13 protein-coding genes are annotated in these 15,263 nt (G+C 55.3%); 6 read left to right on the top strand and 7 right to left on the bottom strand.

Going from position 1 to position 15,263, the window contains the following annotated elements:
- Positions 1-8 precede the first annotated feature (8 nt).
- From atpI to asnC, 5 genes are all read right to left on the bottom strand, one after another.
- Complete coding sequence (atpI, locus tag BWI95_RS07820) at positions 9-389, bottom strand: F0F1 ATP synthase subunit I (protein ID WP_054803523.1); 381 nt, start codon at positions 387-389, stop codon at positions 9-11.
- 618 nt (positions 390-1,007) lie between these two features.
- Positions 1,008-1,631 carry a 16S rRNA (guanine(527)-N(7))-methyltransferase RsmG gene (gene rsmG, locus BWI95_RS07815; RefSeq protein WP_042717098.1) on the bottom strand — a complete coding sequence of 208 codons (624 nt, stop codon included), beginning with the start codon at positions 1,629-1,631 and terminating at the stop codon, positions 1,008-1,010.
- A 95-nt stretch (positions 1,632-1,726) separates the two neighbouring features.
- A complete protein-coding gene (gene mnmG, locus BWI95_RS07810) occupies positions 1,727-3,616 on the bottom strand; it encodes a tRNA uridine-5-carboxymethylaminomethyl(34) synthesis enzyme MnmG (RefSeq protein ID WP_076769279.1) in 1,890 nt (629 codons plus the stop codon).
- A gap of 372 nt (positions 3,617-3,988) precedes the next feature.
- Positions 3,989-4,438 carry an FMN-binding protein MioC gene (mioC, locus tag BWI95_RS07805; RefSeq protein WP_076769278.1) on the bottom strand — a complete coding sequence of 150 codons (450 nt, stop codon included), beginning with the start codon at positions 4,436-4,438 and terminating at the stop codon, positions 3,989-3,991.
- Positions 4,439-4,555: 117 nt separating this feature from the next.
- Positions 4,556-5,014 carry a transcriptional regulator AsnC gene (gene asnC, locus BWI95_RS07800; RefSeq protein WP_039054911.1) on the bottom strand — a complete coding sequence of 153 codons (459 nt, stop codon included), beginning with the start codon at positions 5,012-5,014 and terminating at the stop codon, positions 4,556-4,558.
- Positions 5,015-5,164: 150 nt separating this feature from the next.
- Here asnC and asnA point away from each other — a divergent pair, with 150 nt between their 5' ends.
- Positions 5,165-6,157 (top strand): aspartate--ammonia ligase, encoded by a 993-nt coding sequence (gene asnA, locus BWI95_RS07795; protein WP_054803522.1) that lies wholly within the window; start codon positions 5,165-5,167, stop codon positions 6,155-6,157.
- Here the strand turns inward: asnA and viaA are convergent.
- On the bottom strand, positions 6,154-7,605 hold the full coding sequence (gene viaA / locus BWI95_RS07790) for an ATPase RavA stimulator ViaA (protein ID WP_076769277.1): 1,452 nt from the start codon (positions 7,603-7,605) through the stop codon (positions 6,154-6,156). The genes asnA and viaA overlap by 4 nt on opposite strands.
- Positions 7,602-9,095, bottom strand: coding sequence for an ATPase RavA (ravA, locus tag BWI95_RS07785; protein ID WP_054803521.1), 1,494 nt, complete (start codon positions 9,093-9,095; stop codon positions 7,602-7,604). Before ravA ends, viaA begins: the two co-directional genes overlap by 4 nt.
- Before the next feature lie 223 nt (positions 9,096-9,318).
- Here ravA and kup point away from each other — a divergent pair, with 223 nt between their 5' ends.
- From kup to rbsB, 5 genes are all read left to right on the top strand, one after another.
- Positions 9,319-11,187, top strand: coding sequence for a low affinity potassium transporter Kup (gene kup, locus BWI95_RS07780; protein ID WP_076769276.1), 1,869 nt, complete (start codon positions 9,319-9,321; stop codon positions 11,185-11,187).
- A gap of 203 nt (positions 11,188-11,390) precedes the next feature.
- Entirely contained in the window at positions 11,391-11,810 is a 420-nt protein-coding gene (gene rbsD / locus BWI95_RS07775; RefSeq protein ID WP_042711919.1) for a D-ribose pyranase, read from the top strand.
- Positions 11,811-11,817: 7 nt separating this feature from the next.
- Complete coding sequence (rbsA, locus tag BWI95_RS07770; protein ID WP_076769275.1) at positions 11,818-13,323, top strand: ribose ABC transporter ATP-binding protein RbsA; 1,506 nt, start codon at positions 11,818-11,820, stop codon at positions 13,321-13,323.
- A 5-nt stretch (positions 13,324-13,328) separates the two neighbouring features.
- Positions 13,329-14,294 carry a ribose ABC transporter permease gene (rbsC, locus tag BWI95_RS07765; protein ID WP_042711909.1) on the top strand — a complete coding sequence of 322 codons (966 nt, stop codon included), beginning with the start codon at positions 13,329-13,331 and terminating at the stop codon, positions 14,292-14,294.
- Between the two features lie 26 nt (positions 14,295-14,320).
- The gene (gene rbsB, locus BWI95_RS07760; protein WP_076769274.1) at positions 14,321-15,211 is read left to right on the top strand and encodes a ribose ABC transporter substrate-binding protein RbsB; all 891 of its coding nucleotides are present in this window, start codon (positions 14,321-14,323) and stop codon (positions 15,209-15,211) included.
- Positions 15,212-15,263: the final 52 nt, after the last annotated feature.

The raw sequence follows: 15,263 nt of genomic DNA, 5'->3' as shown, positions 1-15,263 counted from the left end.
GATGCCTCTTACCCTTTGTTGTTAATTACAGCAGGTGCCAGTATCTGAACCACTAGCACCGAAACCCACGTGACTATCAGCGGCAAAAACACCGCCTTCAAAACTGCCAGCGCCACCACCAGTAACACGAATGTCAGTAACACCTTGAGCGCCTCACCGAGGGCGAAGGTCCAGGCCACACGGCCTTTAGAAGGTGTATTCGCCTGATGACGCCAGGCAAAAATCATAAACAACATATTCGGCAATAAGACTGCCATACCTCCGCTCACGGCGGAAATGCCCCAGAAGGGGTCTTTGAGGCTAAACAGCAATCCACTTGCCATTACTGCCAGAAACTGAATAAGCAGAAGCCTGCGAGCAACGTTTCGGCTAAAGAGCGACACAGACATATTCTTTCTTAACTCCTGCTCCCTTTGAGGTATGTCGCGTGTCGTATAAAACGTTCTTTACGGCCCGGAGTCAAGCATCAAAAAGCGGTCAAATTATACGGTGCGGCCTCGTGATTTCAAACAATAAGTAGCGAAAAGGTGAATAAATGTTTAAATATTTTTCCCGAGGTCTATTTTTAAACTTTTGCACAAACGATGAACCTTCGAGCAAAAGTGCAAATAACGCGAAAAACCCGGCGATAAAGCGTGCACCAGGTCACAAATTAAACATATATGCCGCCATCGTTTTAAAAGCCCGCAGATTTTAATGCTTTTCATCTTTATGAAAATAAAGACGATTTATCACAACTCTTTTTAAAACACTCGCCTCTACAACAAAAACCTTTGTTTGACATTTTTAATAATTATTTTACAAGCCGCCCTAGTTTTGGCTGCCGATTTTTAGCGGGCTGATATTTTCATTGTTGATTATTTTGATGCTGAATGAAAAAAAGCGACGTTAAATGTCAGATAAATCCTGGTTAAATTTAAGTTAAATGTAACCGGAAGTATCACTCTTTTTCGTCGCCTTTTTTAACATTCACGCAACAGCATCAATGCAACATTTTTTGATAAAAATTAAACTTTGTTTGCTTTAACGATAACCAGATGGCGCTCGCCTTCCAGATGCGGAACCTTTAATTCAACAATTGACTCCACGGCTAACCCCGCAGGTAACAGCGCAATCTCATCTTCCGGCAGCTGACCTTTCAGGGCATAAAAGCGACCCGCGTCGCCCGGAAGGTGGTGGCACCAGCTCACCATATCGTTCAGGGAGGCAAAAGCGCGGCTAATTACACCGTCAAAAGGCGGCTCAGCAGGGAAGTCCTCGACGCGGCTCTGCACCGGCTCGATATTGGTCAGCTTCAGCTCATGCTGCACCTGGCGCAGGAAGCGAACGCGCTTGCCGAGGCTGTCGAGCAGCGTGAAGTGGGATTCCGGACGCACGATGGAGAGCGGAATTCCCGGCAGGCCGGGTCCGGTGCCGACATCGATAAAACGCGTTCCCTGCAGATGCGGCGCGACGACGATGCTGTCGAGGATATGGCGCACCAGCATCTCGTTCGGGTCGCGAACCGAGGTGAGGTTGTAGGCTTTGTTCCACTTGTGCAGCATTTCAACATACGCCACCAGCTGCTGTTGTTGCTGATCGGACAGCGAAATGCCGGCTTCGGCCAGCAGACGAGAGAGTTTATTGAGCACAACGAATACCTGTTGAGAGACGACATGGCGAATAGCGCGATGCTTATCCGCCTTTTAGCGTTATCAGGCCCGCCGTGCGGGCCTGAGTGATACGGTTATGCGCTGCGGCGCAGCATCCCTTGCTTCTTCAGCCACACCAGCAGAATGGAGATTGCCGCTGGCGTAATACCTGAGATCCGCGAGGCCTGACCGATGGAAGAGGGTTTGTGATCGTTAAGCTTCGCGATCACCTCATTCGACAGGCCGTTTACCTGGCGGTAATCAAGGGTCGCCGGCAGGATCGTATTCTCATTGCGCTGCTGCTTTTCGATCTCATCCTGCTGACGGGCGATATAGCCTTCGTACTTCACCTGGATTTCAACCTGTTCCGCAGCCTGCTTATCTTCTAAGCCCGGTGCGAACGGCGTCAGCTGCACCAGCTGCTCGTAGGTCATCTCCGGGCGACGCAGCAGATCTTCGCCGCTGGCTTCGCGGGACAACGGTGCGGTCAGCTGTGCGTTAACGATCGGCGCATGTTCAGAAGCCGGTGACACCCATTGGGATTTCAGGCGCTGACGTTCGCGCTCAATGCTTTCCAGTTTCTCGTTGAAGCGCGCCCAGCGCTCGTCATCCACCAGACCCAGTTCGCGACCCGCTTCGGTCAGACGCAGATCGGCGTTATCTTCACGCAGCATCAGGCGATACTCCGCGCGGGAGGTAAACATGCGGTAGGGCTCTTTGGTGCCCAGCGTGCAGAGATCGTCCACCAGTACGCCCAGGTAAGCCTGATCGCGACGCGGTGCCCAGCCCTCTTTATCCGCCGAGTAGCGCCCGGCGTTCAGACCTGCCAGCAGCCCCTGCGCGGCAGCTTCTTCGTAACCGGTGGTGCCGTTGATCTGGCCGGCGAAGAAGAGGCCGTTGATATATTTGCTCTCGAGCGTCGGTTTCAGATCGCGCGGGTCGAAGAAGTCATACTCAATGGCGTAGCCCGGACGAACAATCTTCGCGTTTTCCATCCCCTGCATCGAGCGGACGATCTGCATCTGCACATCGAACGGCAGGCTGGTAGAGATGCCGTTCGGGTAAATTTCGTTAGAGGTAAGCCCTTCCGGCTCAAGGAAGATTTGATGCTGGTTGCGATCGGCAAAGCGCATCACTTTATCTTCGATCGACGGGCAGTAGCGCGGGCCGATCCCTTCGATCACGCCGGCATACATCGGGCTGCGATCGAGGTTATTGCGGATCACCTCATGGGTCTTTTCGTTGGTGTGCGTGATGTAGCACGGCACCTGGCGCGGATGCTGAGCGGCATTGCCCATAAACGAGAAGACCGGCATCGGATCGTCGCCGTGCTGCTGTGCCAGCACGCTGAAATCGATGGTGCGCGCATCAATTCGCGGCGGCGTACCGGTTTTCAGACGGCTGACGCGCAGCGGCAGTTCACGCAGACGGCGGGAGAGCGGGATCGACGGCGGATCGCCTGCACGGCCACCGCTGTAGTTATCCAGCCCGATATGGATCTTGCCATCCAGGAAGGTGCCGACGGTCAGTACTACCGCTTTTGCGCGGAACTTCAGCCCCATCTGGGTAACGGCACCAACCACGTGATCGTTTTCGACGATCAGATCCTCAACCGCCTGCTGGAAGATCATCAGGTTCGGCTGGTTCTCCAGCGCAGTGCGTACCGCCTGGCGATAGAGCACGCGATCCGCCTGAGCACGGGTAGCCCGAACGGCAGGGCCTTTGCTTGCGTTTAGTATCCTAAACTGGATCCCGGCATGATCGATCGCTTTCGCCATCAGCCCGCCCAGTGCATCCACTTCTTTAACCAAGTGTCCTTTCCCAATACCGCCGATCGCCGGGTTGCAGCTCATCTGCCCCAGGGTGTCGATATTGTGTGTCAAAAGCAGAGTCTGCTGACCCATACGCGCTGCGGCCATGGCGGCCTCAGTGCCTGCATGACCCCCGCCAATGATGATGACGTCAAAAGGATCCGGATAAAACATGGTGGTATGCCTCGCCTGAGCGGTTAGAAAGTGAATTTGTGGCCGGGCCGTGGATTCTACTCAACTTTAGTCCAGTGAGAAAGACTCCGGATCCCGGCTATTAAAAAGAAGATCTTTATATAGAGAGATCTGTTCTATTGTGATCTCTTATTAGGATCGCGATGTCTTGTGGATAAGCCGGATCATCGCTTTAAGATCAGTTCATTAGGAAGGATCATTAACTGTGAATGATCGGTGATCCTGCAACGTATAAGCTGGGATCAAAAGGGCTAGTTATACACAGGGCGGATCGGTGAGCAGAGTTATTCATTGGATAACTACCGGTTAATAAGCGCTTTTAAGCCTAGTTATCCACTGCTGATCGCACGATCTTTACACAATATTGAGCAATTTAATCCAGGATCCCAGCCACTCTTCGGCCGGATCCTCCGGAATATCGTGATCGAGGATGTTGATCTTCAGCGTTTCACCGATCTGTTTGGCACCGTTTTTCTTCAGTCCGGCTTCCATTTTTTCGATTGCCTGACAGAAAGTGTCATATTCACGGCTGCCGATACCGATCGCGCCAAAGCGAATCTGCGACAGATCCGGGTTCAGTTCATCAAGCTCTTCATACATTGGCAGCAGGTTGTCCGGGATATCGCCCGCGCCGTGGGTGGAAGTGACCACCAGCCAGAGCCCCTGCTGCGGCAAATCCTCTAATAACGGCCCATGGAACGTAAAGGTATTGAACCCGGCTTCCTCCAGCTTTTCAGCCAGATGTTCTGCCACGTATTCCGCACCGCCAAGGGTGCTGCCGCTAATAAGAGTAATGTCTGCCATGAATCCGCTCCGTTTCAGTCGCCCTGCGACGACAAAGTGGGGCGTATTGTACGCTGTGAATGAGCTGGGATCTACCTGTGGACAATGCGGGTATTGATCGTGGATGAAAACGCCCGGTTACGGGCGGATCGTGCGCATGATGGGGTTTTGCAACGAGATCAATGTCTCGGTGGACTGGATTTCATCAATAGTCTGGATCTTGTTGATAAGTACCTGTTGCAGTGCGTCGATCGAGCGGCACATCACTTTAATAAAGATGCTGTAGTGTCCGGTGGTGTAGTAGGCTTCGGTCACCTCTTCGAGGCTCTCCAGTTTTGCCAGCGCTGAGGGGTAATCTTTGGCGCTCTTCAAAATGATGCCGATAAAGCAGCAGACATCGTAACCGAGTTGCTTCGGGCTGACGTCGATGCGCGCGCCGGTGATAATACCCGCCTGCTTCATCTTCTCTACCCGCACATGAATGGTGCCTGGGCTGACGCCGAACTGCTTCGCCAGCTCGGCATACGCCGTACGGGCATTGGCCATTAAGGCTTCGAGGATGCCGCGATCCAGATTGTCGATCTGATAATTTTCCATACGTTTTTCTTATGTAGATTAATGATTCATTCTATTTTAGCCGGCTATTTTAGCGATTCAAAAGCCTGTTGGCCTTTTTAATTGTGGATTATTGAACTCACGCCTGTTTCTGTTGCTTAATTGCAAGCCTACGCAGACAGGAGTTAAAAAATGAAAACCGCCTACATCGCAAAACAACGCCAGATCGCCTTCGTGAAATCCTTCTTCTCTCGCCAGCTGGAAGAGAAACTGGGCCTGATTGAAGTACAGGCACCGATCCTCAGTCGGGTAGGGGATGGCACGCAGGATAACCTGTCGGGTTGCGAGAAAGCGGTACAGGTCAATGTGAAGACGCTGCCGGATGCCCGCTTTGAGGTGGTGCACTCGCTGGCAAAGTGGAAACGTCAGACGCTGGGGCAACACGATTTCAGCGCGGGCGAAGGGCTTTACACCCATATGAAAGCCCTGCGACCCGATGAAGATCGCCTCTCTCCCATTCACTCCGTGTATGTGGATCAGTGGGACTGGGAGCGCGTATTGGGTGACGGTCAGCGCCAGCTGGCGACCCTGAAATCGACCGTTGAGGCGATCTGGTCCGGGATCAAAGCGACTGAAGCCGCGGTTAGCGAAGCGTTTGGTCTGGCACCGTTCCTGCCAGAGCAGATCCACTTCGTGCACAGCGAAACGCTGCTCAGCCGATTCCCGCACTTAGATGCGAAAGGGCGCGAAAAAGCGATCGCCAAAGAGCTGGGCGCCGTCTTTCTGATGGGGATTGGCGGCAAGCTTAGCGACGGCAAGCGTCACGATGTTCGCGCGCCGGATTATGATGACTGGAGCACGCCAGCCGAAGCCGGTTTCAGCGGCCTCAACGGCGATATCCTGGTGTGGAACCCGGTGCTGGAGGATGCGCTGGAGCTTTCATCGATGGGGATCCGCGTTGACGCCGAAGCGCTGAAGCGTCAGCTGAAACTGACCGGCGATGAAGAGAGGCTGCAACTCGACTGGCACCAGGCGCTGCTGCGCGGTGAGATGCCGCAAACCATCGGCGGCGGCATTGGTCAGTCGCGCCTCACCATGCTGCTGTTACAACTCTCGCACATCGGCCAGGTGCAGTGCGGCGTATGGCCCGCCGCCGTGCGCGACGAAGTTGCCGGCCTGCTTTAACGCCGCCAGCGGCGCAGCAAGCGGCTGCGCATCCCGGTATCAAAGCGCCAGATATGGTCAAAGATACGCATGATGCCGGGCTTACCGTGGGCTGACATCGCCACCGCGTGAAAGCGGTGTTGATGCAGCTGTTGCAGCTCCTTTACCTTACCGATCACCTCGTCCGGCAGCCGCTGGGCGATAAAATCGGAGATCACCACCGCATCGGCGTCATACCACTCGCCGCCCTGCATCCGTTCAATCACCGCACGAAAGCAGCTCGCCAGATCGGTACCGCCGCGAAAGCGCTGGCTCAGAAAGCGGATCGCCTGCTCCAGCCCGCTATCGCAGGTCAGCTCATAACGCACCACTTCGCTGGAGAAGAGCATAATAAAGCAGCGCCGTTTGTCCGCCAGCGCCACGCGCATCAATGCCAGGCAGAACGCTTTCGCGCACTGTTCGTTGAACCCGCCCATGGAACCCGAGGTGTCGACGCAGACGATAAATGGCCCGCGCGGCTGCTCATCGAAATCCTGATGAATCACCGGACGTTCAGTGATCTTTTCGTGCCAGGCATCGCCGTGAAGCCGGTAGGTCAGCAGTTGTTTCTCCACCAGCCGCCGGTAAAACTCATACTCCAGCTCGGTGATGCCGAGGGTCGCCAGCTCAGGCGGCAGCAGACGCAGAATATCGTCACTTTGATGCAGGCCATCGACCTGCTCCGGCACCGTTGACGGCTCGCGCACCAGGCTGCGGAAGGTCTCCATCGGAGCATCTTTGCGCGGCACCGAACGCGCCTCCCGCGAACGGCCCAGCTGCTCTGCCAGTTGCTGGAGTTCGGGCTGCTCTTTGAGGAAATCACCATATTTGACGATCAGCTGGTAATCACCGCGTTTAAGCTGCCCGGCGCTCATATCCCATAACCTGCCGGCCGCGTTCTCATTTTCAATCAACACTGGTTCAAGCTGGCCGCTGAGGGTCATGCGCGCCTGCACTTCACTCAGCAGTTGTTCGCGCTCCTCCTCCAGCAGTTGCTGGTTAAAGGCGGTAGTTTGCACCACCAGGCTCAGACGCCAGCGCTGAAGAAACAAGGTATGCAGAGCCGGGGTGAAGGCCGGGTTATCGCTGACCATCTGGCGAGCCTGCGCCGCGAAAGGGGATTGCACTTTATCGAGCAGGGCCAGTGTTTGTGGCAGCTGAACGGTAAACTGCGAGGTGGAGAGCAGCTGGCTCTGCTGAAAGGCGAGCACCTCTTCCGCCAGGGTTTTGGGTACTTCTGCCTCTTTAAGGTGCTTTTTTAGCGCTTCGCGCCAGCGCGGCAGATCTTCCGTAATGGCATGCTTGAGCTTGGGAAACTTTTCAAAAAAGATCGCCAGCTGCGGCGAAGCCAGTAAGAGGATAATAAGATCCTCTATCAACGCCTCTTCGCTGATGGTCAGAATCACATTGAGCGTATCGAGTGGGATCATTGACGCGCCTGTTGGATCTGCGCTCTGACATCCTGCAGGCTGGCTTCAATGCGACCCAACCAGTCGCTGGAGATAAACAGACACTTCTGCTGTTCGCTAAAGCGGGTGTGCTGCTGGTGCCAGGTGGTGTCCAGCGCCTCCAGCTGCTGCCTGATCTCATCCGGCACGTTCTCTGACGCTGTGCCCGGCAGCGCCAGGCGCGAACTCTGCAAACTGACATCACGCACCAGCAGGTGCTGGCTGGCATCCACTTCCATATTGAGCGGCTGAGCAAAGCCAATGCCGTTAAGTTTGCCGCGGATCTCACCCCCTTTCGTCAGCCACTGCTCCAGCGCGCTGCGCTCAAGGGTAATGTGGATCACGTTGAGATCGTGCAGCTTCAGCGGTTGCTGTAGCAGAAGTGTCAGCACCGGCTCGGTCAGATCCGCAGGAAGTTCATAATGGGGGCGACGACTGAACATGCCACCCTGGCGCTCCACTCTGAGCGCGGTTTTATCGCTTTGCTGCTGCTGAAGTTGCAGGTGTCGTTGGGCTATCGCACTCAGCTGCGTCACCATCGCCTGCTGCTGCCAGGCGTGCCCGGTCATCAAAACGTCAAGCTGCTGTTGCAGCAGGCGAAGGCTTTCCGCGTCGTGCCACAGGCAATCTTTCAGCAGGATCAGGTCGATGGGCGCCACCGCGTCGCGGCCGCTGAACAGGGCACTGGCCTGCAGCAGGCGAATCGCTTTTTTCCAGCGCCGGTCGGAAACATACGGCGCGTTCGGCAGGGTATCGAGCTGCTGGCGCAGGGTGTAAATCAGCTCAAACACCGGTTCCGGCAGCGCCACCTGTGAAATGTCATGCTGCCAGCGGATGTACTCTTCATCGGTGATTTGCAGATCTGCCGGCACCGGGTTTTCACTCTCACTCTGCTGGCTGATAAGCATTGAGCGGAAGTTGCTCTTCTCCTGCACTTTGTCGAGCCAGAGACGAATCAGCATGCGGTCATAGAGCGCTTCGAGGCTGCTGTCCGCTTCCGGTAGTTCGTTAGAGGCCGCCACCAGCAAGCGCATCGGAATGTGATCTTCGCTGGCACCGTTACGGAAACGGCGTTCGTTAATGGCGGTCAGCAGGGTGTTAAGGATCGCCGGGCCTGCTTTCCAGATTTCATCCAGAAAGACGATTTCCGCTTCCGGTAAATAGCCGCTTGTGAGACGCTCATAGCGCCCTTCATCTTTCAGCGCCTGAATGGAAAGTGGGCCGAAAACCTCTTCCGGCGTGGAGAAACGGGTCATTAAATATTCAAAAGCGCGGGCATTTTTAAAGGCGAATTTCAGGCGGCGGGCAATCAGGCTTTTGGCGATGCCCGGTGGACCCAGCAGGAATACGCTTTCGCCGCTCAGGGCGGCCAGCAAACAGAGCCTGATCGCATGGCTGCGCTCAAACAGGCCTTTCTCCAGCGCGCTGCTGAGGCGGGAAATTCTTTCTGCTAATAGATGTAAGTGAGCCATAATGAATCTGCGTCCTTTCGCCGTGGTTTCCGGCTTGTCAGAGCGATTATAAACGTTCCTGAAAGTGCCTGTAATAGACTGAAGAACGGCTTTGTTTTCATTGAGCCAGATTAATGTGGTTGCATTTAGGGGTACGATTCCGTCGATAATCGTGCATACTGTGCGCTTTTTGTGGGCCAAGGGACTAAGCACACATAATTGCATTCAATCAAAAGATTAGTCTATGAGCACTGATAAGAAACAATCGTTACCCGCGGTCACTCTCGCGGCAATTGGGGTTGTCTACGGTGATATTGGTACCAGCCCACTCTATACACTGCGTGAATGTTTATCTGGCCAGTTCGGCTTCGGCGTTGAGCGCGATGCCGTCTTTGGCTTCCTGTCGCTGATTTTCTGGCTACTGGTTTTTGTCGTCTCGATTAAGTACCTCACCTTCGTAATGCGGGCGGATAACGCCGGTGAAGGCGGGATCCTGACGCTGATGTCGCTGGCCGGGCGTAACACCTCCGCCAGGATGACCTCGGTGCTGGTGATTATGGGCCTGATCGGCGGCAGCTTCTTCTATGGCGAAGTGGTAATTACGCCCGCCATCTCGGTGATGTCGGCCATCGAAGGCCTTGAGATTGTCGCCCCCTCCCTCGACACGTGGATTGTGCCCCTTTCCATCGTGGTGCTGACGCTACTGTTTGCGATTCAAAAACATGGCACCGGGCTGGTGGGCAAACTCTTTGCGCCGATTATGCTGGCGTGGTTTTTGATTCTGGCGGTGCTCGGCGTGCGCAGCATTATTGCCAACCCGGAAGTGCTGCAGGCGCTTAACCCGATGTGGGCGGTTAACTTCTTCTTGCAGTACAAAGCCATTTCGTTTGTTGCCCTCGGTGCGGTAGTGCTCTCTATTACCGGTGTGGAAGCGCTCTACGCGGATATGGGCCACTTCGGTAAGCTGCCGATCCGCGTGGCGTGGTTTAGCGTGGTGCTGCCATCGCTGGTGCTGAACTACTTTGGCCAGGGCGCGCTACTGCTGAAAACTCCCGAAGCGATTAAAAACCCCTTCTTCCTGTTAGCCCCTGAATGGGCGCTGATCCCGATGCTGATTATCGCCACGCTGGCGACGGTGATTGCCTCGCAGGCGGTCATTTCCGGTGTCTTCTCCCTGACGCGCCAGGCGGTACGCCTTGGTTATCTGGCGCCGATGCGGATTATTCACACCTCGGAGATGGAGTCCGGGCAGATCTATATCCCATTTATCAACTGGCTGCTCTACTTCGCAGTGGTGCTGGTGATCGTCAGCTTCGAGCACTCCAGCAACCTGGCGGCAGCGTATGGTATTGCGGTGACCGGCACCATGGTGCTGACCACCATGCTCTTCACCACCGTGGCGCGCAAAAACTGGCACTGGAATAAGATTCTGGTCGGCATGCTGCTGCTCTTCTTCCTCTGCATCGATGTGCCGCTCTTCTCGGCGAACCTCGATAAGATTGTCTCCGGCGGCTGGCTGCCATTGAGCCTCGGTCTGGTGATGTTCCTGGTGATGACCACCTGGAAGAGCGAGCGTTTCCGCCTGCTGCGCCGCATGCATGAGCACGGTAACTCGCTGGAAGCGATGATCGCCTCGCTGGAGAAATCGCCGCCGGTTCGCGTGCCGGGAACAGCGGTCTATATGTCCCGCGCGCTGAACGTCATTCCCTTTGCGATGATGCATAACCTGAAGCACAACAAGGTGCTGCATGAGCGTGTGATCCTGCTGACGCTGCGTACTGAAGACGCGCCTTATGTGCATAACGTTCGCCGTGTGCAGATTGAGCAGCTTTCACCGACTTTCTGGCGCGTAGTGGCAAGCTACGGCTGGCGTGAAACGCCGAATGTCGAAGAGGTGTTCCACCGCTGCGGGCTGGAAGGGCTGAGTTGCCGGATGATGGAGACCTCCTTCTTTATGTCCCATGAGTCGCTGATCCTCGGCAAACGTCCGTGGTATCTGCGCCTGCGCGGCAAGCTCTACCTGGTATTGCAGCGCAACGCCCTGCGCGCGCCGGACCAGTTTGAGATCCCACCTAACCGGGTTATTGAACTCGGTACACAGGTCGAAATCTGACACCTCTCAAACCCCTCCCTAAGAGGGGTTTTTGCTCTCATTTGCTATAAATTTCCCTTAAGAAAGTCGCGCTGATTTTTTCGCCACTCCGTTGAGCGAAACGTTTCGATTTCGATCACACTTCTTCAATCACGCGATAGTTTTCAGAACATTCTTCGTACTACACTGCCGTCAGCGAAACGTTTCGCTCATGGAGCAAAAATATGAAAAAAGGTTGTGTTCTGAACGCTGATATTTCGTCTGTCATCTCTCGTCTTGGTCATACCGATACGCTGGTGGTGTGTGATGCCGGGTTGCCGGTGCCGCGCAGTGCGCAACGCATTGATATGGCGTTAACCCAGGGCGTGCCTTCCTTTATGCAGGTGCTGGAAGTGGTGACCGCGGAAATGCAGGTTGAGGCCGCAATCATCGCGTCGGAGATCAAGCAGTTGAATCCGCAGCTCCACGAAACGTTGCTCACTCACCTTGAGCAGCTGCAGCAACATCAGGGGAATACCATCGAAGTGCGGTACGTTACGCACGAACAATTCAAAAAAGAGACCGCAGGTAGTCAGGCGGTTATTCGCAGCGGGGAGTGTTCCCCGTTTGCGAATATCATTCTCTGTGCCGGCGTCACCTTCTGAGGCGATCATGGACGCATTACTGCAACTTAAAGGCATTGATAAATCCTTTCCCGGCGTTAAAGCCCTCTCTGGCGCGGCGCTGAACGTCTATTCCGGCCGCGTGATGGCGCTGGTCGGCGAAAATGGCGCCGGAAAGTCGACAATGATGAAAGTGCTGACCGGCATCTACAGCCGCGACGCCGGTTCGCTGCTCTGGCTGGGTAAAGAGACCACCTTCAGCGGGCCAAAATCCTCTCAGGAAGCGGGCATCGGCATTATTCACCAGGAGCTGAACCTGATTCCGCAGCTCACCATTGCTGAGAACATCTTTCTTGGCCGCGAGTTTGTTAACCGCTTCGGCAAAATCGACTGGAAAAAGATGTTCGCCGAAGCCAACACGCTGCTGGCCAAACTCAATCTGCGCTTTAAAAGCGATCGCACGGTAGGTGAGCTCTCCATCGGCGATCAGCAGATGGTCGAAATCGCCAAAGTGATGAGCTATGAGTCGCAGGTCATCATTATGGATGAGCCGACCGATGCTCTGACCGATACCGAAACCGAGTCGCTGTTTCGCGTGATCCGCGAACTGAAAGCGCAGGGGCGCGGCATCGTCTATATCTCTCACCGTATGAAAGAGATCTTCGAGATTTGCGATGACGTTACCGTGTTTCGCGACGGGCAGTTTATTGCCGAGCGCGAAGTGGCAACGCTAACGGAAGATACGCTGATTGAGATGATGGTCGGCCGCAAACTGGAAGATCAATACCCGCGTCTGGACAAAGCGCCGGGCGAGGTGCGTTTGTCGGTCGATAATCTCTGCGGGCCGGGGGTTGATAACGTCAGCTTTACGCTGCGCAAAGGCGAGATCCTCGGCGTGGCCGGGCTGATGGGCGCCGGGCGTACGGAGCTGATGAAAGTGCTGTATGGCGCACTGCCGCGCACCAGCGGATATGTCACCCTCGACGGCCATGAAGTGATCACCAGGACGCCGCAGGATGGGCTGGCGAACGGTATTGTCTATATCTCCGAAGACCGCAAGCGCGACGGGCTGGTGCTCGGCATGTCGGTAAAAGAGAACATGTCGTTGACCGCGCTGCGCTACTTCAGCCGCACGGGCGGCAACCTTAAGCATAAAGAAGAGCAGCAGGCGGTAAGTGATTTTATTCGTCTCTTCAATGTTAAAACGCCGTCGATGGAGCAGCCGATCGGTCTGCTCTCCGGCGGTAATCAACAAAAAGTGGCGATTGCGCGCGGTCTGATGACTCGCCCGAAAGTGCTGATCCTCGATGAGCCTACGCGCGGCGTGGACGTCGGGGCGAAGAAAGAGATTTACCAACTTATTAACCAGTTCAAGGCCGATGGCCTGAGCATCATTCTTGTTTCGTCGGAAATGCCGGAAGTGTTGGGCATGAGCGATCGCATCATGGTGATGCATGAAGGGCATCTCGGCGGGGAATTCACGCGCGAGCAGGCCACTCAGGAAGTGTTGATGGCTGCCGCAGTGGGCAAGCTTAATCGTGTGAATCAGGAGTAAGAGAGATGACTACCCAGGCCGTTTCTGGTCGCCGCTATTTCAGCAAAGCGTGGCTGATGGAACAAAAATCGCTGATCGCCCTGCTGGTGTTGATCGCCATCGTTTCGACCATGAGTCCCAACTTTTTTACCGTCAATAACCTGTTGAATATTCTCCAGCAGACCTCTGTGAACGCCATTATGGCGGTGGGCATGACGCTGGTGATCCTGACCTCGGGAATCGATCTGTCCGTCGGTTCTCTGCTGGCGCTCACTGGTGCGGTCGCCGCTTCGCTGGTGGGTATGGAGGTGAATGCGCTGGTGGCGGTCGCCGGTGCGCTGGCGCTGGGCGCGGCGGTGGGTGCTGTTACCGGCACCATCGTCGCCAAAGGCCGCGTGCAGGCGTTTATTGCCACACTGGTGATGATGCTGCTGCTGCGCGGCGTGACGCTGGTTTACACCAACGGCAGCCCCGCCAATACCGGCTTTACCGCTAACGCCGATATTTTTGGCTGGTTCGGTATCGGTCGCCCGCTCGGCGTGCCAACTCCGGTGTGGATCATGGCTGTGGTCTTTATTGCCGCCTGGTATCTGTTACATCACACCCGTTTGGGGCGCTACATCTATGCGCTGGGTGGTAACGAAGCGGCGACGCGTCTCTCCGGTATCAGCGTCGATAAAGTCAAAATCATCGTCTACTCCCTGAGCGGCCTGCTGGCCTCGCTGGCGGGCATTATTGAAGTTGCGCGTCTCTCCTCAGCGCAGCCGACCGCGGGCGCGGGTTATGAACTGGATGCGATTGCCGCGGTAGTGCTCGGCGGTACCAGCCTTGCCGGCGGGAAAGGTCGTATTGTTGGGACATTGATCGGCGCATTGATTCTTGGCTTCCTCAATAATGGCCTGAATTTGTTGAGCGTTTCTTCCTATTACCAGATGATCGTTAAAGCAGTGGTGATTCTGCTGGCGGTGCTGGTAGACAACAAAAAGCAGTAATTCCCTACACAACAGGACTCATGAACATGAACATGAAAAAACTGGCCACTCTGGTTTCTGCTGTTGCCCTGAGCGCCACGGTAAGTGCGAACGCGATGGCGAAAGACTCTATTGCTCTGGTGATCTCGACCCTGAATAACCCCTTCTTCGTCTCGCTGAAGGATGGCGCGCAGAAAGAGGCCGACAAACTGGGTTATGACCTGGTGGTGCTGGACTCGCAGAACAACCCGGCGAAAGAGCTGGCCAACGTCCAGGATTTAACCGTTCGCGGCACCAAGCTTCTGCTGATCAACCCGACCGATTCCGATGCGGTCGGTAACGCCATCAAAATGGCTAACCAGGCCAAAATCCCGGTCATTACCCTCGACCGCGTTGCCAGCAGCGGTGAAGTAGTAAGCCATATCGCCTCTGATAACGTGCTCGGGGGTAAAATTGCCGGTGATTACATCGCCAAGAAAGCGGGTGAAGGCGCGAAAGTGATCGAGTTGCAGGGCATTGCCGGGACCTCCGCCGCGCGCGAGCGTGGTGAAGGTTTCCAGCAGGCTGTTGCTGCGCACAAATTCAAAGTCCTCGCCAGCCAGCCAGCTGACTTCGACCGCACTAAAGGTCTGAACGTGATGCAGAACCTGCTGACCGCGCATCCGGATGTGCAGGCGGTATTCGCCCAGAACGATGAGATGGCGCTCGGTGCGCTGCGCGCGCTGCAGACCGCGGGCAAAAGCGACGTGATGGTGGTCGGTTTTGACGGTACGCCGGATGGTGAAAAAGCGGTTAACGACGGCAAACTGGCTGCTACCGTTGCCCAGCTGCCGGAGCAGATTGGCGCGAAAGGCGTTGATACCGCAGACAAAGTGTTGAAAGGCGAAAAAGTTTACGCTAAAAATCCGGTTGACCTGAAACTGGTCATCAAGCAGTAACAGAACGTTCAGGCTCGATGTACGTTCTGTCAGCCTGAGGGACAAGGTAATA

The organism is Kosakonia cowanii JCM 10956 = DSM 18146 (assembly GCF_001975225.1).
GTDB classification, from domain to species: Bacteria; Pseudomonadota; Gammaproteobacteria; order Enterobacterales; family Enterobacteriaceae; genus Kosakonia; species Kosakonia cowanii.
The sequence above is the reverse complement of the archived record's forward strand: the minus strand, read 5'-3'. Positions and strand labels throughout refer to the sequence as shown.

Coding starts and splice junctions, on each gene's coding strand:
- atpI (WP_054803523.1), bottom strand. CDS start 389: ATGTCTGTGTCGCTCTTTAGCCGAAACGTTGCTCGCAGGCTTCTGCTT.
- mnmG (WP_076769279.1), bottom strand. CDS start 3,616: ATGTTTTATCCGGATCCTTTTGACGTCATCATCATTGGCGGGGGTCAT.
- mioC (WP_076769278.1), bottom strand. CDS start 4,438: ATGGCAGACATTACTCTTATTAGCGGCAGCACCCTTGGCGGTGCGGAA.
- asnC (WP_039054911.1), bottom strand. CDS start 5,014: ATGGAAAATTATCAGATCGACAATCTGGATCGCGGCATCCTCGAAGCC.
- asnA (WP_054803522.1), top strand. CDS start 5,165: ATGAAAACCGCCTACATCGCAAAACAACGCCAGATCGCCTTCGTGAAA.
- viaA (WP_076769277.1), bottom strand. CDS start 7,605: ATGATCCCACTCGATACGCTCAATGTGATTCTGACCATCAGCGAAGAG.
- ravA (WP_054803521.1), bottom strand. CDS start 9,095: ATGGCTCACTTACATCTATTAGCAGAAAGAATTTCCCGCCTCAGCAGC.
- kup (WP_076769276.1), top strand. CDS start 9,319: ATGAGCACTGATAAGAAACAATCGTTACCCGCGGTCACTCTCGCGGCA.
- rbsD (WP_042711919.1), top strand. CDS start 11,391: ATGAAAAAAGGTTGTGTTCTGAACGCTGATATTTCGTCTGTCATCTCT.
- rbsA (WP_076769275.1), top strand. CDS start 11,818: ATGGACGCATTACTGCAACTTAAAGGCATTGATAAATCCTTTCCCGGC.
- rbsC (WP_042711909.1), top strand. CDS start 13,329: ATGACTACCCAGGCCGTTTCTGGTCGCCGCTATTTCAGCAAAGCGTGG.
- rbsB (WP_076769274.1), top strand. CDS start 14,321: ATGAACATGAAAAAACTGGCCACTCTGGTTTCTGCTGTTGCCCTGAGC.